Annotated in this window: 21 protein-coding genes; 10 read left to right on the top strand and 11 right to left on the bottom strand. The window is 71.4% G+C overall.

The window, feature by feature from the left end; all coding sequences use genetic code 11:
- Nucleotides 1-2: 2 nt before the first annotated feature.
- Nucleotides 3-488, bottom strand: coding sequence for a pyridoxamine 5'-phosphate oxidase family protein (locus ITJ57_RS14470; protein WP_194670780.1), 486 nt, complete (start codon nucleotides 486-488; stop codon nucleotides 3-5).
- Nucleotides 489-732: 244 nt separating this feature from the next.
- Here ITJ57_RS14470 and ITJ57_RS14465 point away from each other — a divergent pair, with 244 nt between their 5' ends.
- The 4 genes from ITJ57_RS14465 (at nucleotide 733) to ITJ57_RS14450 (ending at nucleotide 2,469) form a co-directional block, all read left to right on the top strand.
- Nucleotides 733-1,038, top strand: a complete 306-nt coding sequence (locus ITJ57_RS14465; protein ID WP_056781485.1) for a hypothetical protein — start codon at nucleotides 733-735, stop codon at nucleotides 1,036-1,038.
- 81 nt (nucleotides 1,039-1,119) lie between these two features.
- Entirely contained in the window at nucleotides 1,120-1,464 is a 345-nt protein-coding gene (locus ITJ57_RS14460) for a biopolymer transporter Tol (protein ID WP_194670779.1), read from the top strand.
- Between the two features lie 88 nt (nucleotides 1,465-1,552).
- Nucleotides 1,553-2,203: a DUF2975 domain-containing protein gene (locus ITJ57_RS14455; RefSeq protein WP_194670778.1), complete on the top strand. Its 651-nt coding sequence runs from the start codon at nucleotides 1,553-1,555 to the stop codon at nucleotides 2,201-2,203.
- A complete protein-coding gene (locus ITJ57_RS14450) occupies nucleotides 2,203-2,469 on the top strand; it encodes a helix-turn-helix transcriptional regulator (RefSeq protein WP_194670777.1) in 267 nt (88 codons plus the stop codon). The genes ITJ57_RS14455 and ITJ57_RS14450 overlap by 1 nt, the downstream gene beginning before the upstream one ends.
- Before the next feature lie 4 nt (nucleotides 2,470-2,473).
- Here ITJ57_RS14450 and ITJ57_RS14445 read toward each other — a convergent pair whose 3' ends face one another.
- From ITJ57_RS14445 to ITJ57_RS14425, 5 genes are read right to left on the bottom strand one after another with little or no spacing between them, the layout of a single operon-like run.
- Nucleotides 2,474-3,502, bottom strand: coding sequence for a FecCD family ABC transporter permease (locus ITJ57_RS14445; protein WP_370582420.1), 1,029 nt, complete (start codon nucleotides 3,500-3,502; stop codon nucleotides 2,474-2,476).
- Nucleotides 3,499-4,584, bottom strand: a complete 1,086-nt coding sequence (locus ITJ57_RS14440; RefSeq protein WP_370582419.1) for a FecCD family ABC transporter permease — start codon at nucleotides 4,582-4,584, stop codon at nucleotides 3,499-3,501. The genes ITJ57_RS14445 and ITJ57_RS14440 overlap by 4 nt, the downstream gene beginning before the upstream one ends.
- Entirely contained in the window at nucleotides 4,581-5,516 is a 936-nt protein-coding gene (locus ITJ57_RS14435) for an iron-siderophore ABC transporter substrate-binding protein (RefSeq protein WP_194670776.1), read from the bottom strand. The genes ITJ57_RS14440 and ITJ57_RS14435 overlap by 4 nt, the downstream gene beginning before the upstream one ends.
- Nucleotides 5,517-5,575: 59 nt before the next feature.
- On the bottom strand, nucleotides 5,576-6,424 hold the full coding sequence (locus ITJ57_RS14430; RefSeq protein ID WP_194670775.1) for a siderophore-interacting protein: 849 nt from the start codon (nucleotides 6,422-6,424) through the stop codon (nucleotides 5,576-5,578).
- A 49-nt stretch (nucleotides 6,425-6,473) separates the two neighbouring features.
- Entirely contained in the window at nucleotides 6,474-7,670 is a 1,197-nt protein-coding gene (locus tag ITJ57_RS14425) for an MFS transporter (RefSeq protein ID WP_194670774.1), read from the bottom strand.
- 122 nt (nucleotides 7,671-7,792) lie between these two features.
- Between ITJ57_RS14425 and ITJ57_RS14420 the strand changes: the two genes are divergently transcribed.
- From ITJ57_RS14420 to ITJ57_RS14410, 3 genes are all read left to right on the top strand, one after another.
- Nucleotides 7,793-8,158: a MerR family transcriptional regulator gene (locus ITJ57_RS14420; RefSeq protein ID WP_194670773.1), complete on the top strand. Its 366-nt coding sequence runs from the start codon at nucleotides 7,793-7,795 to the stop codon at nucleotides 8,156-8,158.
- Nucleotides 8,159-8,207: 49 nt separating this feature from the next.
- Entirely contained in the window at nucleotides 8,208-9,182 is a 975-nt protein-coding gene (locus ITJ57_RS14415) for an alpha/beta hydrolase fold domain-containing protein (protein ID WP_194670772.1), read from the top strand.
- Between the two features lie 167 nt (nucleotides 9,183-9,349).
- Nucleotides 9,350-11,119, top strand: a complete 1,770-nt coding sequence (locus ITJ57_RS14410; RefSeq protein ID WP_194670771.1) for a glycoside hydrolase family 3 protein — start codon at nucleotides 9,350-9,352, stop codon at nucleotides 11,117-11,119.
- Nucleotides 11,120-11,453: 334 nt separating this feature from the next.
- Here the strand turns inward: ITJ57_RS14410 and ITJ57_RS14405 are convergent, their stop codons facing one another.
- Nucleotides 11,454-12,476 (bottom strand): LacI family DNA-binding transcriptional regulator, encoded by a 1,023-nt coding sequence (locus ITJ57_RS14405; protein WP_194670770.1) that lies wholly within the window; start codon nucleotides 12,474-12,476, stop codon nucleotides 11,454-11,456.
- A 25-nt stretch (nucleotides 12,477-12,501) separates the two neighbouring features.
- Nucleotides 12,502-13,578 carry a carbohydrate kinase family protein gene (locus ITJ57_RS14400; RefSeq protein WP_194670769.1) on the bottom strand — a complete coding sequence of 359 codons (1,077 nt, stop codon included), beginning with the start codon at nucleotides 13,576-13,578 and terminating at the stop codon, nucleotides 12,502-12,504.
- 125 nt (nucleotides 13,579-13,703) lie between these two features.
- Here ITJ57_RS14400 and ITJ57_RS14395 point away from each other — a divergent pair, with 125 nt between their 5' ends.
- Both ITJ57_RS14395 and ITJ57_RS14390 read left to right on the top strand, forming a co-directional pair.
- Entirely contained in the window at nucleotides 13,704-14,546 is an 843-nt protein-coding gene (locus ITJ57_RS14395; RefSeq protein WP_194670768.1) for a class I fructose-bisphosphate aldolase, read from the top strand.
- Complete coding sequence (locus ITJ57_RS14390) at nucleotides 14,543-15,721, top strand: Gfo/Idh/MocA family protein (RefSeq protein ID WP_194670767.1); 1,179 nt, start codon at nucleotides 14,543-14,545, stop codon at nucleotides 15,719-15,721. The genes ITJ57_RS14395 and ITJ57_RS14390 overlap by 4 nt, the downstream gene beginning before the upstream one ends.
- Nucleotides 15,722-16,078: 357 nt before the next feature.
- Here the strand turns inward: ITJ57_RS14390 and ITJ57_RS14385 are convergent, their stop codons facing one another.
- A complete protein-coding gene (locus ITJ57_RS14385; protein ID WP_194670766.1) occupies nucleotides 16,079-16,405 on the bottom strand; it encodes a GIY-YIG nuclease family protein in 327 nt (108 codons plus the stop codon).
- A 642-nt stretch (nucleotides 16,406-17,047) separates the two neighbouring features.
- Between ITJ57_RS14385 and ITJ57_RS14380 the strand changes: the two genes are divergently transcribed.
- Nucleotides 17,048-17,599, top strand: coding sequence for a GIY-YIG nuclease family protein (locus tag ITJ57_RS14380; RefSeq protein WP_194670765.1), 552 nt, complete (start codon nucleotides 17,048-17,050; stop codon nucleotides 17,597-17,599).
- Between the two features lie 9 nt (nucleotides 17,600-17,608).
- On the opposite strand, the gene ITJ57_RS14375 is transcribed toward ITJ57_RS14380, so the two are convergent.
- Both ITJ57_RS14375 and ITJ57_RS14370 read right to left on the bottom strand, forming a co-directional pair.
- Nucleotides 17,609-18,610 carry a LacI family DNA-binding transcriptional regulator gene (locus tag ITJ57_RS14375; protein ID WP_194670764.1) on the bottom strand — a complete coding sequence of 334 codons (1,002 nt, stop codon included), beginning with the start codon at nucleotides 18,608-18,610 and terminating at the stop codon, nucleotides 17,609-17,611.
- Nucleotides 18,611-18,665: 55 nt separating this feature from the next.
- Entirely contained in the window at nucleotides 18,666-19,394 is a 729-nt protein-coding gene (locus ITJ57_RS14370; RefSeq protein ID WP_194670763.1) for an SDR family oxidoreductase, read from the bottom strand.
- Nucleotides 19,395-19,429: the final 35 nt, after the last annotated feature.

Raw genomic sequence — 19,429 nt, 5'->3', positions numbered from 1 at the left:
GCTTACAGCTCGACCTTCGCGTTGTCGCCACCGTCGTAGGTCTCGCCGGTCACCTTCGACTTGACGAGCGCGATGGCGGTGGCGATCTTGCCGCCAGGGCTGTCCCAGTACTCGGCGCTGTCGGCGGAGAACTTCAGCAGGCCGACGCGCGGGTCGGACGGGCCGTCCGGGAACCAGGCCTCGACCGCGCCGTTCCACAGTTCCTCGAGCTTCGCCTGGTCCTCGACGAGTGCCGCGGTCCCGGCGAGCGACACCCAGGAGTTGTCTGAACTCAGCGTGACGCCGGCGTTCGGGTTGACATCCAGCTGCTGCACGGCGGAGGCGTCCTTGCCGATGATGAACCACAGGTCGCCGTCGAACTCGCGCTCCTGCACGGTGAGCGGGTGGGCGACGAGCTTGCCGTCGAGGTCCACGGTGGTCAGCATCGCGAATCGGAAGTCCGCGAGGAGGCCGTTGAGGGTCGTGTAGGGGTCGGTGTCTTCGGACATGGCTGTCTCCTTCGTCTCGTCGACCGGCCCGTCGGAGTCGGGGTGCCGGTCTGCGTGGCTCGCAGCCTACGACTCGGCACCGCGAGCCCACCTGGATGGGCGCGACCGTTGACGGGAGCGGGATCTTCTGCTCCGAGCGCGGCCGAACCGGCCCCATCGCACATCTCGTGCGCGAGCGCCATGCTCCTGCGGATCACCGGCCCGCTCATTACCCTGGACACTTCACGACCGCAGGGAGAGACACATGAACACCTCATCGCTCATCAACCAGATCAACGAGGCGCTCGCGGCACTCGGCGGCGGCCCGTTCCTCACGACGAAGACCACCGAGCAGGACGCGACGACCACGGTCACCGGCACCCTCGGCGACACCGAGATCCACATCGACTTCGTCGAAGAGGGCAACGGTACCGAGGCCGAGAAGGACCACACGGTCGTCGTCCGCGACGCTTCCGGCAAGCAGCTCGGCGAAGGGCGCGGCGACTCCACGTTCGCCGACGCGATCTCCTCGTTCGGCTGGGCCGGCGTGCTCGACGCCGTCAAGGGCTGATCGACCGATCATGACCACCAGGGTCCGGTCCCGTCCGCGTCTGCGGGGGACCGGGCCCTGCGTCGTCTCCGGGAGGGTGAGGTGACGAGTCGTTCGGGTGGACCGGAGGAGTGCGGACCGGTGGAGGACGAGCACTGGTTCGTGGTGAACGGCCGACGTTGGCGCCGCACCGATCCGAGCCTGCCGGAGGACCTCGTCGCCGCGCTGCAGTCGCACCTCGGCCGAGGCCGCTCAGGGGTCGGAGTCGCGAAGCGCGCCGGCGATGCGGAAGCGGTCGCGGCTGCACGCCGTCGGGTCGGCCTCGCGAAACACGGGCTCGGCGAGCGTGGCCCGACCTGGTGGGAGGAGCCCGAGGCGGCGCGGCTCGAGCGGGCAGAGGCTGCGCTCGAGGAGCTCGACGCGCTCGACGGGACGTCGTCCGGCTGATCGCCGCGGCCTGGCCGGTCTTGCGCTCCGGGCGATCTCGACATATCGTTTGTCGATACCAATGACAATCGATATGGATGTGATGATCATGCCCGACTCCACCGATCGCCCGACGCCGTCCGGCTTCGACCACGCTGCCTGGCAGGCCGCGAAGACCCAGCGCTCGAACCGCAACGACCTCGTGTCCGTGCTCGGTGCCGCCGTCGTCGCCGCAGGAGCCGTCGTCGTCATCCTGGTCCTCCGGCTGCTCGACATCTTCGGCACCGACGGGACCCGGGTGCCCGTGTTCTTCGACGCCGTCGACTTGGCCCTGCCGGGCGCAGCGGCGGCCGGCGCCGTCACGGTCGACCAGGGTTCGATCGTCGTGGCCGACCTTCCGTTCGTGACCTTCGCGTGCGTCCTGCTCGCCGCGATCCTGCCGGCGATCGCGAACCTCGTCGTCATCGTCTGTGGGTTCAGGTTCTTCCGCCGCCTGCTGCGTGGCGACGCCTTCGCCCCCGGCAACGCACGGCTGCTCTCGGTCGCCTCGATCGCCATCCTCTGCGGGTGGATCGCGGACACCTGGTTCGGCACGATGGCCTCGAACGGCGCGCTCGCGGTCGCGACCGACGGCGCGGTCGAGGGCACCCCGTACCCGCTCACGTGGATCCCGGTGCTCGTGGCCATGGCCGTCGGAGGACTCGCGATCGCGTTCCGTGCCGGCGAGCGGCTGCGCGCCGACACCGACGGGCTCGTCTGATGGTCCCGGCCATCGACGACGACGCGGCGACCGGGGTGCACTGCACCCTCGACCGGTTGCTCGCCGACCGCGGCCTCACCCTCGCCCGCCTGAGCGAACTCGTGGGGGTGAGCGTGGTGAACCTGTCGGTGTTGAAGAACGACCGCGCGAAGGCGATCCGGTTCTCGACCCTGACGGCGATCTGCCGAGCGCTCGACTGCGAGATCGGCGAGCTGCTGGAGCTCGAGGCCGCCCCTGAGGGTCCGGCGCCGACCGCTCAGCGGTGACCGCTCAGTGCCGGCGCTCGCGGAGGAGCAGCTGCGTCAGGTAGAGCCCGCCGATCACCACCGTGACGACGCCCACCGGCACCGTCAGCGGAATCAGGTGTTGGGCGACGAGGTCGGACCCGAGGAGCAGCACCCCGCCGACGAGCGCCGTCGCGACGAGGGGGATCCCCGGTGACCGGGTCAGGCGGCGGGCGATCTGCGGGGCAGCCAGAGCGATGAACGCGATCGGCCCGGCCACGGCCGTCACCGCGCTCACGAGGGCGACGGCCATGCCGATGAGGAGCGCGCGTTCGCGGGTGAGGCGCACCCCGGTCGCGGCGGCGACGTCGTCACCGAGCTCGAGCTGGCGGAGCGGACGGGCGACGAGCGGGAGCAGCGCGAACAGGACCAGCAGGCAACCGAGCGCCGGCCAGACCACCGTCGCGGTCGCGGTGTTCAGGGTGCCGGCACCCCACGCGGCGGCGAAGAGCGCGACGTCGAGGTCGGCTCGGAGCAGGAGCCAGCTGTTGAACGCGGCGAGCACGGCCGAGACACCGATGCCGACGACGATGAAGCGGAAGCCAGACAAGCCCTGGCGGAGGGCGAGGAGGAAGATCGCGACCGCAGCGGCCAGGCCGCCGATCAGGGAACCGGCCATGAGCGCCGGCCAGCCGCCGCCGAGCAGCAGGAGCGCCACGAGCATGCCGGTGAAGGAGCCGTTGGCGAGACCGATGATGTCGGGGCTCGCGAGCGGGTTCCGCGTGAGCGTCTGGAAGATCGCACCGGAGAGGGCGAGCGCCGCGCCGAAGCCGATCGCGGCGAGCACGCGTGGCAGTCGCCACTCGAGCACCACGGTGCGGGCCAGGCCGTCGACCCGGCCGGAGAGGACACCGAGCACCTCCTCGGCGCTCAGTGGGTAGTCGCCGAGGGCGAGACCGGCGATCGCCGCGACGACGATCACCACCAGGGCCGCGCCGCAGACGATGAGCAGGCGCGGTGCCGGCCGATTCCTGGTGCGCAGCGCGTCCGCCGCCCGTTCGCGCGTCGCCGTCACAGCCCGGACGCCGTCCTGCGTCGGGCGAGCGCGATGAGGACGGGGGCGCCCACGAAGGCGGTCACGAGCCCGACGGGCATCTCGCCGGGGAGCACGGCGATCCGCCCGACCACGTCGGAGCAGAGCACGAGGACGCAGCCGACGACGACCGAGCCGGCGAGGATCCGGCGCTGATCGCTCCCGACCGTCCACCGGACGAGGTGGGGGACGACGAGGCCGACGAAGGCGATCGGCCCGGCGATCGCGGTCGCGCCCCCGGCGAGGAGGGTGACCGCCGCGAGCACCAGCACGCGACTCCGCCCGACGCTGACCCCCTGCGCGCGAGCCACGTCGGGACCGAGGGCGATCGCGTTGAGGCTGCGGGCGCTGGCCGCTGCGAGGACGAGCCCCGCCCCGAGGAACGGGAGCACGGGCACGACGACGCCGAGGTCACGTTCGAGGAGACTCCCCGCGTTCCAGCCGCGCATGCGGTCGAAGGCGTCGGGGTGGGTGATGGCGATCCCCGTCGTCAGACCGGCGAGCACGGCGCCGAACGCCACACCCGTCACGGTCAGGCGGGCGGCGGACGACCGCTCGCGCCCACCCGAGCCGATCGCGTACACGACGAGGGTGACCACGAGCGCGCCACCGCAGGCGAGCCAGGCGATCTCGCCCGGCGCCGTGACACCGAGGAACGCCAGGCCGGCCGCCACGGCCAACCCGGCCCCGGCGTTGACGCCGAGGATGCCGGGGTCGGCAAGGGGGTTGCGGGTGAACGCCTGCATGAGTGCTCCGGCGACACCCAGGGAGGCGCCGACGGCGAGCGCAGCGACGGTCCGCGGCACCCGTTGATCCCAGACGACGAACCGTGCCTCCCCGGAGCCGGCGCCGGTGAGCGCCGACCAGACCGCGTCGGGACTGATCGGGTTGGCGCCGACGAGGAGCGAGAGGACGACGGCCAGCGCGAGCGCTCCGAGCCCGGCGAGCAGCGGGAGGGCCCGATGTCGTCGGTGAGTCGGCCGCACGCCAGCCCGGGCGTCGACCGGGGCCCGTCCGGCCGGCTCGGCCGTCGCGATGCCGCCGCCCACGACGTCGTCCGTCACGACTCCGCGGACAGCAGCCGGTCGAGGTCGTCGAGCACGGCCATGCCGCCGAGGGGACCGACACCGGTGATCCAGAACGACTGGTCGACGAGGTGCAGCTCCGGGAACGCGTCCGTGTTCGCGGTGAGGGAGGCCGGCATGGTCGAGGCGTCGTCGGGGTCGATACTCGTCACGAAGACCTGGTCGGCGGTCGCTTCGAGGATCCGCTCGGGCGAGAGGTCGAGGGAGATGTCCTCCCAGGCGTGCTCGGGCGTGGTGAACCCGGCGCACTCGAGGGTGCTGCCCGCGAAGGAGGTGGGGCCGTAGAGCGTCAGGACGCCGTCGCGCGGGCGGATGAGCTGCGCGGTCTTCCCGGCGGTGTCGTGCTTCGTCGCGATCTCGGCGCAGCGCGCGTCGTAGGCGTCGAGGAGCTCGTCTGCACCGTCCGGCTTGCCGAGCGCCTCGGCCACGAAGCGGACGTTGTCCCGCCACGGGTCGGTCTGCGTCGCCATGAACACCGTCGGGGCGATCTCGGACAGCTGGTCGTACAGGGCCGAGTGGCGCGACTCGGTGCCGATGATGAGGTCGGGTTTCGCCGCGGCGATCAGCTGCACGTTCGGCTCGGCCACGGTCCCGACGGTCGGGATGTCGGCGGCCTGCTTGCCCAGGTATGCGGGCACGCCGGCCGTCTCGTTCAGGACCGCCGCGCCCACCGGGGTGATGCCGAGCGCGACCGTCGTGTCGAGCTGGACCGGCTCGAGGACGACGACCCGCTTCGGGCTGTCCGGGATGGTGCTCTCACCGTGCGCGTGCTTCATCACGTGTGTGGCGCTCGTGGCGGCATCCGAGGGCGTGGAGGCGCTCGAACCGCTGCAGGCGGCCAGACTCAGGGCGGCGATGGCGAGGGCGGCGACGGCTGCGAGGCGTCGGCGGCGGACGAGGGGGAGGGGCACTGGTCACCTTTCGAACGGGTCGCGACCGACGCAACCGGGTAAGGCAAGCATAACCTTGGTTAGTCGGTGGTTCTGGGCCGCGCGCTCCAGTAGCCCTGCGTGTGGACCCGCGCGGGGTCGATGCCGCGGGCGATCGTCGCGGCGCGGAGGAGCGGGACCCTCGTGCTCTCCGTCACCAACCAGGCGGCGAATCCGAGGCCGAGCGTCGCGACGGACGACCCGTGCGCGCGGAGCCATCGCTCGACCGCGTCCACGAGCGCGTCACCGCCCGAGCGGCCTCCGCGCTCGTGGACCTCGACCCGGTGTCGCGCCGCCAGAGGCTGCAGCAGGGCCGCGTCGGACGGGTCTCCGACTTCGAGGATGACGTGGGCGCGGACCTCCTCGCCGAGGGAACGCAGGATGCCGTCGACGGCGGGGAAGGCCGTCTCGTCCGCGGCGAGGAGGACGGTCGTCGCGGTCTCCGGCGCCCACTGGACGCCGTGCGTCGGGTGACCGCGGCGGAGGTCCGGCCCGGAGACGAGCAGGTGGTCCCCGGCGCTCGCCTCCAGCGCCCAGCGGCTGGCCGGGCCCGCAGGCTCGTGGACGAACACGTCGAGGTCGAGTTCGTGCCGTCCGGGCCGGACCCGGTGCGCCGTGTAACTGCGCATGACCGGGCGTTCCGCCGCCGGCAGGGCGCGCCAGGCTCGCCGCCACTCTTGCTCGGCCAGTCCGCCGCGGAGTCCGCCCGGGTATCCGCCGAGGCCGTCCGGCAAGAGGATCTTGATGCGCTGATCCTGTTCGTACGGCGCGAAATCCGCTAGCGACGGGTCACCGAGGGTCACCCGCACGAAGCCGGGTGAGAGGCGCCGGGTTCCTTGCACGACGGTGTCGAACAGGACGTTGGGCGACTGCAGGAACGGGACGGGCATCCCATCGAGTGTAGGAGGAGCCGGTGCCGGTCCCGTGGCGTCCGGCGGCTCACCGAGGACGGACGGACCGGGCGATCGCGACGCCCAGCGGGACGGCGATGACGGTCAGTGCCGCGGCGGCCGGGAGGAGGAGCGCGGCGCCCCAGGTGCCGAGGATGATCCCGCCGACCGCGCCGCCGACCGCGATCGAGACGTTCCACATCGTGACGAGCGCCGACTGGGCCGCGTCCGCCGCATCGCCGGCGACCCGGGCGATCGCGACCTGGAAGAGCACGGAGTACGCGCCGAAGGCGAGCCCCCAGCCCCCGGCCGCGACGAGGAGGAGCGCGACCGGCGGATCCACCGCGACGACGCTGAGCCCGACGGTGCCGAGGACGGCAGCCCCGAGGATGGTCGCGCCCAGTCGCACGTTCGCGAGTCGTCCGGCCCCGAGGGTGCCGACGACGGACGCCACTCCGAACACCGCGAGCAGCAGGCCGAGCGGCACGGGCGTCCCGCGGTCGGCGAGGACCGGCGCGAGGTAGGTGTACGCGATGTTCTGACCGATGATGCAGACCGCCAGGGCCACGAGGATCGTGACGACCGCGGGGAGGCGGAGCGCCGCGCCCATGCGACCAGAGCGACCGGAGACCGTTCCGGCCACCCGCGGTGCGACGACGACGGCGACGACGCCGAGGAGCGCGGTCGCGGCGGCGACGATGCCGAACACGGCCCGCCACCCGAGCTCCGCGCTCAGGACGGCACCCGCCGGGACGCCGAGGGCGAAGCCGAGCGTCGCACCCGACAGCACGATCCCGAGGGTCGAACCGAACCGCTCCGGGCTCGTGAACCCGCGCGTGTACCCGGGGAGCATCGCCCAGACGACGCCGGCCACGAGACCCGCGGCGAAGCGCGTCGCGAGGTGCGTGAGGAGGTCGGGTGCGGCGGCGGTGCCGGCGTTCGCGAGGGCCGAGACTGCGATGGCGAGCAGCGCGACGGTCCGGCGGTCGAGCCGTGCGAGGAGGCGGCTGATCGGGATCGCGGCGACGATGCACCCGAGGGCGAAGACCGCGACGCTCTGGCCGGCGATCGCCTCCGTGGTGCCGAGGTCGGCGGCCATCGCGGGGAGGACGCCGGCCGGAAGGACCTCGGTGAGCAGGGTCACGAATCCGACGGCGGCGAGGAGGAGCGCGGTCGGGAGGGGCGAGCGGCCTCGGGCCGGGGACAGGGTCGTCGGTGGTGCGGTGGGCGCGGCATCGGTGGTCATGCCGGGAAGTCTCGCGGCCTGCCACTGGTGTCAGGGTCAAGCCGGCACGCGACGGGTCGGGAATATCCGACCGCCGCGGACGGCTGCTGCAGATGGACACATCTCGTTCGAAGGGGTCTTGCATGCGCATCGGCGAACTGGCGGCGGCCACCGGGAGCACCCCGCGGTTGCTGCGGTACTACGAGCAGCAGGGCCTGCTCAGACCGACCCGCTGTGCGAACGGGTACCGCGAGTACGGAGACCACCTCGTCGCGAAGGTGCAGCGCATCCGCGAGCTGATCGCCGTCGGCATGCCGACCGCGCTCATCCTCGAGATCCTGCCGTGCTTCGAGGACGACGACACGATCTACCAGGTGACGCCGTCGGCCGAGGTGCTCGAACGACTCCTCGAACACCGGGCGCGGTTGGATGCCAAGGTCAGCTGCATCCAGGCCAGCCGGGACGCCATCGACGTCTACCTCGACCGCGTCGGCAGCATTGTGGTCTGAGGCGGACGGGTCGGCCGGGTCGATGGAGCCGGCTGGGTAGGCTCGGCGCATGGCGATCGACCCCTACTACCGCGACCGGCTGCAGCTCTTCGACGGATGCTCCAATGCCCAGCGAGCCGCCGCCGGTGGGGCACTCGAGGAGTCGTTCCAGGAGCGACTCGCGGCCTACGGCGACGACGGGCCGTGGCAGCCACCGGTTGGCGTCGTCATCACCGACGAGGTCGTCGACGGCCCCCACGGCGACATCCCGATCAGGCGCTACCTACCCGGAGGGGCCGGCCGGGCCGCCGCCCATCCCGCCCGTCCCGCCCTCCTCTGGGCACACGGTGGCGGGTTCGCGGCGGGGACGCTCGACTGGCCGGAAGCGCACGTCGTGAGCGCCGAACTGGCGGCCCGAGCCGGAGCCGAGGTCGTGTCCGTCGACTACCGCCTGGCGGACGGGGTCACGCGCTTCCCGGTGCCGCTCGACGACGTGCTCGCCGTGTGGGAATGGCTCGTCGACGCGCGGTCGGGCGTCCTCGGCTCCCGGACGGCGATCGGTGGCGCCAGTGCCGGAGCCGCCCTCGCGCTCGCCGCCTCGCTCCGCAGCGACCGCCGTGCTGACGCCGTGCTCCTCGCCTACCCGTTCCTCGACGCGGTCGTGCCGCCACTGCCGCCGGACGTCCTGACGGAGATGGACGTCCTGCCCGACTTCATGCGCTTCCCGCGGGAATCGATCGACTGGATGGTCGAGAACTACGTCGGTCGACTCGTCGATCTGCCCGAACTCGCCCTGCCCGGGGCAGTGCCGGTGACCGCCGACCGTCCGCCGCTGTCCGTCCTGCTGTCGGAGTTCGACGACCTCCGTCCCTCCGGCGAAGCGCTCATCGCCGCATCGGAGGCCGCCGGGGCCACCGTCCGCAGTCGACTCGAACCGGGGGTCCTCCACGGACACCTGAACCGTCATCCCGTCGCACCGGGTGTGGCGCCGTCGCTGGACTGGCTCGCCGAGGGGCTCCGCGCGATGGAGGAGCACGCCGGGTAGGTGAGGACGCAGCTGGAATCGCCAGCTCCGGACGCGTTGCGTGATCGTCGACAGCGGGCATACTAGAGACATCCTCCGTTCCCGAACGGAGTTCGGTTTTCGTTCTCGGCCCGTCTGGGGTCGAGTGATCCGACGCCCCCCACTCATCGACGAGAAACGGATCACCCATGAGCGTTCCCGAACCCACGCCGGCCTACCGCGACGCCACCCTCCCGGTCGACGAGCGCGTCGACGACCTCCTCGGCCGCATGACCGTCGCCGAGAAGGCCGGCATGCTCTTCCAGACGATGATCGCCCCCGGCCCGATCGACGAGGCCAACCCGCACATGGGACTCGCGAGCGGCGAGCACATGGTCGGCGAACAGCTGATGACGCACTTCAACGTGCTCGGTACGGCACCCGACACCACGGCGCTCGCCGAGTGGACGAACGCCCTCCAGGAGCGGGCGTCGCGCACCCGGCTCGGCATCCCGGTCACCCTCTCCACCGACCCGCGCAACCACTTCACCGACAACGTGGGCACCGCCGCCCGCGCGGGCGCGTTCTCCCAGTGGCCGGAGACGCTCGGTCTCGCCGCCATCGGATCCGTCGAGCTCGTCGAGGCCTTCGCCGACACCGCACGCCAGGAGTATCTGGCGATCGGCCTCCGACTCGCGCTCCACCCGCAGGTCGACCTCGCGACCGAACCCCGCTGGTCGCGCATCGGCGGTACCTTCGGCGAGGACGCCGAGCTGAGCGCCGAACTCGTCGCCGGCTACATCCGCGGCTTCCAGGGAGCAGAACTCGGCCCGGACTCGGTGTCGACCATGACGAAGCACTTCCCGGGCGGCGGACCCCAGCTCGACGGCGAGGACCCGCACTTCGCCTACGGACGCGAACAGGTCTACCCCGGCGGCAACTTCGACTACCACCTCATCCCGTTCCGTGCCGCGATCGCCGCCGGTGCCGGCCAGATGATGCCGTACTACGGGATGCCCGTCGGCACCGAGCACGAGGAGGTCGCCTTCGCGTTCAACCGCGGCATCATCACCGGGCTGCTCCGCGAGGAGCTCGGGTTCGACGGCATCGTCTGCACCGACTGGGGCCTCATCACCGACACCTCGATCATGGGGCAGGACATGCCCGCCCGGGCCTGGGGCCTCGAGCACCTCGACGAGCTCACCCGTGTGGAGCGCATCCTCCAGGCCGGCTGCGACCAGTTCGGCGGCGAGGCCCGACCGGAACTCGTCGTCGCACTCGTCGAACAGGGACGGATCACCGAGGACCGCATCGACGCGTCCGTGCGGCGCCTGCTCCGCGAGAAGTTCGTGCTCGGGCTCTTCGAGCAGCCCTACGTCGACGCGTCGGCCGCGAGTGCGATCGTCGGGCGCGCCGACTTCATCGCCGCCGGCGAGGCCGCGCAGCGCCGGGCGTTCACCGTGTTGACGAACGTGGACGGGACGCTCCCGGTGCGCTCGCCGCGTCCCCGGCTGTACGTCGAGGGGATGGACGCGGCCCTGGCCGCCGGCTACGGCGAGGTCGTCTCCGACCCAGCGACGGCGGACCTCGCACTCGTCCGCATGCAGACCCCCTACGAGCCCCGGCCGGGCGGGTTCGAGGCGATGTTCCACGCCGGATCGTTGGACATCCCGGTCGACGAGGTCACCCGCCTGCGGGAGCTCGCCGCGACGGTGCCGACGGTGCTCGACATGCACCTCGACCGTCCGGCGATCCTCACGGGCGTCGCCGACGTGGTCGCGGCACTGGTCGCGAGCTTCGGGGGCAGCGACGCCGCGTTCCTGGACGTCGTGTTCGGTCGTGCGCTGCCCGAAGGGTCGCTGCCCTTCGACCTCCCGCGCTCCATGGCGGCCGTCGAGGCGAGCCGGTCCGACGTGCCCTACGACACCGAGGACCCGCTGTTCCGCTTCGGCCACGGGCTGCGCTACCTGGAGCACTGACCGGTCCCTGAGCGCCCACTCCGGTCCCTGAGCAACCACTCCGGTCCCTGAGCAACCACTCCGGTCCCTGAGCTTGTCGAAGGGCTCCGGTCTCTGAGTGCGCCCTCTCCGGTCCCTGAGCTTGTCGAAGGGCACCCCGCCTCTGAGCGCGCCCTCTCCGGTCCCTGAGCTTGTCGAAGGGCTCCGGTCTCTGAGTGCGCCCTCTCCGGTCCCTGAGCTTGTCGAAGGGCGGCCCGCCTCTGAGCGCGCCCTCTCCGGTCCCTGAGCTTGTCGAAGGGCTCCGGTCTCTGAGCGCGCCCTCTCCGGTCCCTGAGCTTGTCGAAGGGCACCCCGCTCAGCGCTCGGAGCCGCGCAACTCCAGGTGCACGTCGAGCGTGTGGGTCGTCGGCGGGCCGGCCTCACCGGCTATGAGGGCCAACAGGGTCTCGGCGGCGACGCGTCCCATGAGGGCGACGTCCTGCGCGACCACCGATACCGCCGGCGTCACGAGCGGGGCCGCCTCGAAGTCGTCGAAGCCGACGAGCGGGAGGCGACGTCCGGCCGCGGCGAACGCCTGCATGGTCCCGATCGCGGCACGGTTGTTGGCCGCGAACACGCCGTCGACGACGCCGTCGCGGAGGAACCCGGCCACGACCGCGGCCGCGTCCTCGACGGAGTGCGCCCCGTCGGACACGATCGGCTCGGGCGGCGCGGCCCCGGTGGCACTCACGTGGTCCGCCTCGGCGAGGGCCCGGCGGTAGCCCGTCAGTCGTTCCCGCATCGTGTACAGCTCGAGCGAGTCGCCGAGGAACGCGATCCGTCGGGCTCCGCCGTCGAGCATCGCCGCCGTCGCCCGCCGTGCGCCGCCCGCGTTGTCGGCGAGGACGGTGTGCACCTCGACCGACTCCAGCGGCCCGGTCGGGCGGTCCACGAGCACCATCGGCGCGTGCGCCACGGTGCTCGTCGCCCACGGCGTCGTCGCGTGTCGGGGTGGCACGACGATGAGCCCGTCGACGCGCTGCGCGACCAGACGGTCGACGAGGAGTCGGTGCCGCCCGGCGTCCTCCTCGGAGCTCGCCGACATGAGGAGGTAGCCGTGTTCGGTGCAGACCCGTTCGACGGAGCGGGCGAGCACCGAGTAGTACGGGTTCGCAAGGTCGCCGATGATGAGTCCGACGACCTTGCTCGAGCGCCCGGGTCGGATGCTCGCGGCCGCCAGATTGTGCCGGTAACCCAGCGACTCGATGGCCGCGCCGATGCGTTCCGACAACTCGGTGTTGATGTTCGTCGCGCCGTTCACGTACCGCGAGACCGTCTTGAGACCGACGCCGGCCGCTGCGGCGACGTCGTTCATGGTCGGGGGCCGGGAGCTGCGCATGCTCACCATCCTGGCCTACGCCGGATCACGCGACGGGTCGCTCCGGTGACGCGCCCGTGAGGAGCGGGCGGAGGCTCGACCGCAGCCGGACGACGTCCTCGGCCGTCGGCCGGAGTCCGGCGATGACTGCGGCGGCACTGGCTCCGGCAACGTCGGCGGCGGCCTCGGGTCCTGCGCCGCGCGACATCGCGAACAGCAGACCGGCGGTCGAGGCGTCTCCGGCGCCGTTCGTGGACACGAACGCCGGAGCGGGGACCGGCGGTGCGAGGAGCGTCGCGTCGGCCCAGGCCTCGGCGAGTGGGGCGAGCATCCGGCCGGCGCTGCGGAGGCGGTCGACGCCGCCGGCGCGCACCACGAGCCCGTCCTCTCCGGCCGAGATCGCCACGACGCCGGCACCCCAGGCGAGGAGGAGCTCGGCGAACGCGGCGGCCTGCGCCCGAGGCGTCGACGCGGTGTCGGCCGGGAGCAGTGACGTTCCGAGGGCGGATCGGAGGTCGTCGACGCTCGGGCTCACGACGTCCGTGAGGGGGAGGGTGCGCCGGAGGATCGCCTCCCAGTCGAGGGCACCGACCGAGCTGCTCGGGTCGACGACGGCGAGGTCCATCGAGGTGGTCGCCCCGTGGCGGCGGACCCGCTCCAGGAGGGCGGTGAGCGGAGCGCCGCCGTCGGCGACGATGCCGGGCAGCAGCGGGGGATACCCGAGGTGGACGAGGTCCGCGCCACCGACGGCGAGGTGCTCGCCGGTGAACACCTCGTTCGCGCCCGTGTGGTGCCAGAAGGTGCGGTCGAGGCCCTCCGGTTCGACGACGACGCTGTACGAGGTCGCCGCCCGATCGGTCACCTCGAGTGCCGGATGGAGGCGGGGTTGCGCGGCGATGCGGGAGGCGACGATCGCGCCGAGTTCGTCGTCGCCGACGGTCGCGTGCAGTCGGACGTCGCTGCCGAGGTCCGCGAGCGCGAGGCCGGTGTTGGCGACGCATCCACCGAGCGAGATGCGGAGCGGGCCGGTGTCGAAGAGCGCGCCGGGGTCGATGCGCGCGCTCGCGCCGAGCCTGGGCGACAGATCGACGCAGATGTGGCCGGCGACGACGATCTCGCCCATGGACCCTCCGTTCTTCGCGTCGGCGCTCAGCCGACGCAAGCTAGACAACGTTGTCTCAGACCACTACTGTGACACACCGAGGGAGGATCCGGAAACCCTTCCCGTCACGATCAGGAGCCGCCGCAATGTCGCTGTACCGCCTCAATCGTCTCTTCAACGCCCGATCCGGTCGTGCACTCGACGTCGCCGTCGACCACGGCTTCTTCGGAGAGCGTTCCTTCATCACCGGCATCGAGGACATGGGCAGCGTCGTCCGCACCCTCGTCGCCGCCGGTCCCGACGCCGTCCAGCTGACGCTCGGCCAGGCCCGACTCCTGCAGCAGATCCCCGGCAAGGACAAGCCGGCACTCGTCCTGCGGACCGATGTCGCCAACGTCTACGGCAACCCGCTCGACTCGATCCTGTACAGCCACCACGTGCCGCACGCGATCGAGGAGGCCGTCCGGCTGGACGCCGTCGCCGTGTGCGTCAACCTCATGCAGATCCCCGAGCACCCCGAGGTGCGGGAGGCGAACATCCGCTCCATCATGGCGCTGCGCCGCGAGGCCACCCGGTACGGGATGCCACTCATGATCGAACCCCTCGTCATGCGCGACAACAGCGAGGGCGGCGGCTACCAGGTCGACGGTGACATCGAGAAGATCGTCACGCTCGTGCGTCAGGCGGTCGAACTGGGCGCCGACCTCGTCAAGGCCGATCCGAGCAGCGACATCACCGAGTACGGACGTGTCGTCGAGGTCGCGGGTGACGTCCCCGTCCTCGTCCGTGGGGGTGGGCGCGTCGACGACCGGACGCTGCTGGAACGCACGGTCGCCGTCCTGGACGCCGGGGTGGCCGGCATCGTCTACGGTCGCAACATCATCCAGCACGAGGATCCGGCGGCCATCACGGCGGCCCTCATGGCGGTGCTGCACGACGGCGCCGACGCCGAGGCCGGCCTCGCGATCCTCGAGGCGGCACGCGCATGAGTGCCGAGCAGGTGACGACCGACCGGGTGACGGCGGAACGCGTCAACGTCGCGATCATCGGAGGCGGCCTCATGGGGCGCGAGATCGCCGCGGCCATCCAGCGCTGGCCCGCGCTCATCGACCACCCGGTGCGACCCCGGCTGACGGCCGTCTGCGACATCAACCCGGCCGCCCTCGACTGGTTCGACGAGATCGACACCGTCGTGACGAAGACCACCGACTACCACGAGCTCCTCGCCGACCCCTCGGTCGACGTCGTCTACGTGGCCGTGCGTCACGACCTCCACGAGCAGATCTACACCGACGTAATCCGCGCCGGGAAGTCGCTGCTGGCGGAGAAGCCGTTCGGGATCGACGCGGCGGCGGCGCAGTCCGTCCTCACGGCCATGACCGAACACCCGGAGAGCTTCGTCCGGTGTTCGAGTGAGATGCCGTTCTTCCCTGGCGCGCAGCTCGCGATCGACTACGTCCGGTCCGGCGCGCTCGGCACGATCGTCGAGGCCCGCAACAGCTTCCTGCACTCGAGCGACATCGATCGCGGCAAGCAGATCAACTGGAAGCGCCAGACGCAGTTCTGTGGTGAGGCCGGCGTGATGAACGACCTCGGGATGCACACCTGGCATGTGCCGTTGCGGCTCGGCTGGGCGCCCGAGAGCGTCTACGGTGTGCTGCAGAACATCGTGACCGAACGGCCGGGTCCTGACGGTTCGCTCGTGCCGTGCGACACCTGGGACAACGCTGTGCTGCACAGTTGGGCGAGCCACGACGGCGTCCGCTTCCCGCTCACGACGGAGACGAAGCGCATCGATCCCGGGCAGAAGAACACCTGGGAGTTCGAGGCGATCGGGCTCGACGGCGGCGTGCGCTTCAGTACGAAGAACCCGAAGCTCGTGGAGGTGTTCGCGATCCGCGCCATCCCGGGTGGCGGGCGTGAGCAGGTGTGGCAGCAGCTTGATGCGGGGAGTCAGTCGGTGTGGCCGACGGTCACCGGGCCGAACTTCGAGTCGGGGTTCTCCGACACGATCCTGCAGATGTGGGCGGTGTTCCTGGCCGAGCGTCACGGTTCCCTCGGTGACCGCTTCGGGGCCGCTCGCCCTGAGGAGGCGGCGCTGACCCACGACATCTACCGCGCGGCGATCCGCTCCCACGAGGAGGGGCGAGCGATCGCGATGTGACCTGCGCGCCGGCTGGGAGGCCACCCGACCGCCTCCCAGCCGGGAGCGTGCCGCCGGGGCCCTGCGCCGGCCCACCCGATCGGTCCCTGAGCTTGTCGAAGGGTGGTCCCGGCCAGCCCAACCCGGTCGGTCCCTGCCAGCGCAACCGATCGGTCCCTGAGCTTGTCGAAGGGCGGGCTCCGGCCAGCCCAACCGGTCGGTCGCTGCCAGCGCAACCGATCGGTCCCTGAGCTTGTCGAAGGGCGGTCCTGGCCAGCCCAACCGGTCGGTCGCTGCCAGCGCAACCGATCGGTCCCTGAGCTTGTCGAAGGGCGGTCTCCGGCCGGGAGTCCTCCGACACGCTGAGCGCCTGGCTCCTCAGGGGCCGGGCATGGGGTCCATTCCGGGTTCTGGATCGCGCCACGTTGTGATCCGTGAGCAGCTGAGGCGCGGGAGATCGTCGAACCGTCCGTCGATCACGGCCTGCTTCTTCGCCCGGCTCCAGCCCTGGAGGCGCTTCTCGATGAAGAACGCGTCGTCCACGCGGTCGTACTCCGCTGACCAGACGAGTGAGACGGGTAGTCGCTCGCGGGTGTAGTTCGCTCCGAGGCCGTCCATGTGCTCGGCGAGTCGTCGAGCGAGGTCGATGGTGCTGCCGGTGTAGAAGGATCCGTCGGCGCATTTGAGGATGTAGACGTGGGGCATCGGGCCAGCCTCGCAGGGCCGCGACCCTGTGGGTCTCCGCCGACACCCCACGGTGGACGCTGCTCGCTGTGGTGCGCATTGTGGAGGACGCTCGCCCTTCGACAGGCTCAGGAACCGGCGTGGCTCGGCCTCGGGATCGGCGGTCGCTCGGACTCTGCTCGCGTACCCCCGTCTGGTCCCTGAGCTTGTCGAAGGGTGGCGTCTGCTCGGGTGCCCTTCGACAGGCTCATGGACCGGGGTGGCTCGGCTTCGAGGTCGGCGGTCGTTCCGTTTCTGCTCGCGTACCCCGTCTGGTCCCTGAGCTTGTCGAAGGGCGGGGTCTGCTCGGGTGCCCTTCGACAGGCTCGGGGACCGGCGTGGCTCGGCCTCGGGATCGGCGGTCGTTCGGTCTCTGCTCGCGTACCCCGTCTGGTCCCTGAGCTTGTCGAACGGTGGCGTCTGCTCGGGTGCCCTTCGACAGGCTCAGGGACCGGGGTGGCTCGGCCTCGAGATCGGCGGTCGCTCTGACTTTGCTCGCGTACCCCGTCTGGTCCCTGAGCTTGTCGAAGGGTGGCGTCTGCTCGGGTGCCCTTCGACAGGCTCATGGACCGGGCGCGGGTTCTGGGACCGACGGGTGTCGGCGGGGTGGGGGAGACTCTCCACATGTCCGACAGACGATGCGTGCAACCCGGGTGCGACGACACCGCCCCTGGGGACGCGCCGGTCGCGCTGTGCGAACAGCACCTCGCCCTCGCCGCCGAATGGGCCGGACGCCGATGGGGCGTCCTCGACACCCTGCCCTCGCCGTGCATCATGTGCGGCTCACGGCTCGGTCGCGACTACCCGTCCGGCTGGTTGTGCGCGACGTGCGAGTGGCAACAGGGAGAGGTACCCGACGACGACCTCGCCCGACCACGGATCGACGTCGTCTACTACCTCCGTCACGGCGACCGCGTGAAGATCGGCACGACGACCAACCCGCGCCAACGCTTCGCCGCGATCTGGCACGACGAACTGCTCGCGCTCGAACGCGGCGACCGACACGTGGAGCGGGCCCGCCACGAGCAGTTCGCGCAGGAACGACTCGAACGCTCCGAGTGGTTCCGGTCCTCGCCGAGACTCCTCGCCCACATCGCCGCCATCGCCCGAGCGGTCGACCCCTGGGACGGCTATGCCCGCTGGCTGAGCGAAGCGGCAGCGCTTCGCGGACGGTGACCGCCGGGCTCAGACCGATCCTCGGCACGAGTCCCGCTCGAGCAGCCGCACCGGGAGGACGGTCCGCCTCGAAAACCGTCGGTCCGGGTGCTGGATGCGCTCGATGATGCGCTCGGCGGCGAGACGACCGAGGGACTCCGGGTCCTGCACGACCACCGTGACCGACGGCCGCAGGAGGTCTGCCAGCGGGAAGTCGCCGAACGCCACGAGTGGGAGTGGTCGCTCGGCGAGGGCCGGCAGGATCGCCATCGTGCAGACCGCGTTCGAGGAGAACAATGCCGTGGCGGGTGCCGGCGCTCCCATGCCGTCGTGGATCGACAGCACCTCGGCCAAGGCGGCGGCGGCTCGTGACGGGGAGTCGGCGCCGAGGGCGACGAGTTCCGCGCCCTCCGCGATCTCACTCTCGGCGAGGGCCGCGCGGTAGCCCCGCAATCGCTCCGCCGTGGTGGGGAGCCGCAGGTGGTCGCCGATGAACGCGATCCGTCGATGGCCGTGCCCGACGAGGTGCTTCGTCGCCTCGAACGCGCCGCGGAAGTCGTCCTGGGTGAACGCGTCGGCCGTCAGTCCGCCGGGTGCGCGGTCGACGAAGACGAACGGCGTCCGTGACGCCCATGCGGCGAGCGGCCCCTGGTCCTCGCCGACCGGCGCGAGGACGAGGCCGCTGAGCTGTCGCCGCAGCATCGGTTCCAGCACCTCGCGCTCGCGTTCCGGGTCGTCGCCGAGACTCGTCACGAGCGTCGACATGTCGTGGTCGCGCGCCGTCCGCTCCACCGCGCGGGCGATCTCGGCGAAGAACGGGTCGACGATGTCGGGCACGGCGACCCCGATGACCGAGGGGCGGCCGGACCGGAACGATGTCGCGAGCGTGTTCGGCACGTAGTCGAGCTCGCGCATGATCGCTTCGACCCGTTCGCGCGTCTCCGGGAGCACGTGCGGGTCGTCGTTGAAGACCCGCGAGACGGTCTTCGCGCTCACGCCGGCGGCTGCCGCGATCTGTCGCATCGTCGCCATGCGTGGTGCTCCCTCCCGCTCGCTCGTGCCGGTCGTGCAGTCCGTGCCGGCCGGGTCAGCGTGCGGTGTAGCCGCCGTCGATCGGCAGCGAGACGCCCGAGATCATGCCGGCGGCGTCGCTGAGGAGGAAGGTGATGGGGCCGGCGATGTCGTCCTCCGTCGCCCACTTGCCGAGCGGCATGGCCTCGAGGAACGGGCCTTCGATGTCGGGGCGGCCCCAGTACCAGGCGGACATCGGCGTCATGACGACCGTCGGGTTGACGGCGTTGACACGGATGCCGTACTTCCCGAGTTCGAGGGCGGAGACGCGGGTGATGTTGTCGAGGGCGGCCTTCGACGAACCGTACGAGATGTGACCGGACAGGGCGACGAGGGACGCCTGGCTGGAGACGTTGACGATCGCACCGCCGCGTTCCTGGCGGATCATCTCGCGCGACGCGTACTTCGTGACAAGCAGGGATCCGCGGGCGTTGATGCTGATGACCTTGTCGAAGACCTCGATGTCGGTCTCCTGGGGCGTGGCGATCTCGCCGCCCCAGCCGCCGGAGTTGACGACGCCCCAAATGTCGCGACCCTCGATGGCGTCGCGGATGCTGTCCTCGGAGGTGAGGTCGAAGGGCAGCGGTTCGGCGCCCGTCTCGGCGGCGATGGCCTCGAGGTGCTCCAGATTGCGGCCGGAGGCGATGACCTGTGCGCCCGCTGCGACGAGGTGGCGGACGGTCGCGCCGCCGATGCCGCCGCTCGCTCCGGTGACGAGGATTGTGCGGCCGTTGAAGTCAGTCATGGGTTCTTCCGATCGACGTGAGGGGCCCGTGCGTC

Origin of the sequence: Plantibacter sp. VKM Ac-2880, assembly GCF_015351235.1 — a bacterium.
GTDB lineage: Bacteria > Actinomycetota > Actinomycetes > Actinomycetales > Microbacteriaceae > Plantibacter.
Note: the sequence above shows the minus strand (reverse complement) of the source record. Positions and strands in the feature narration are given on the sequence as shown.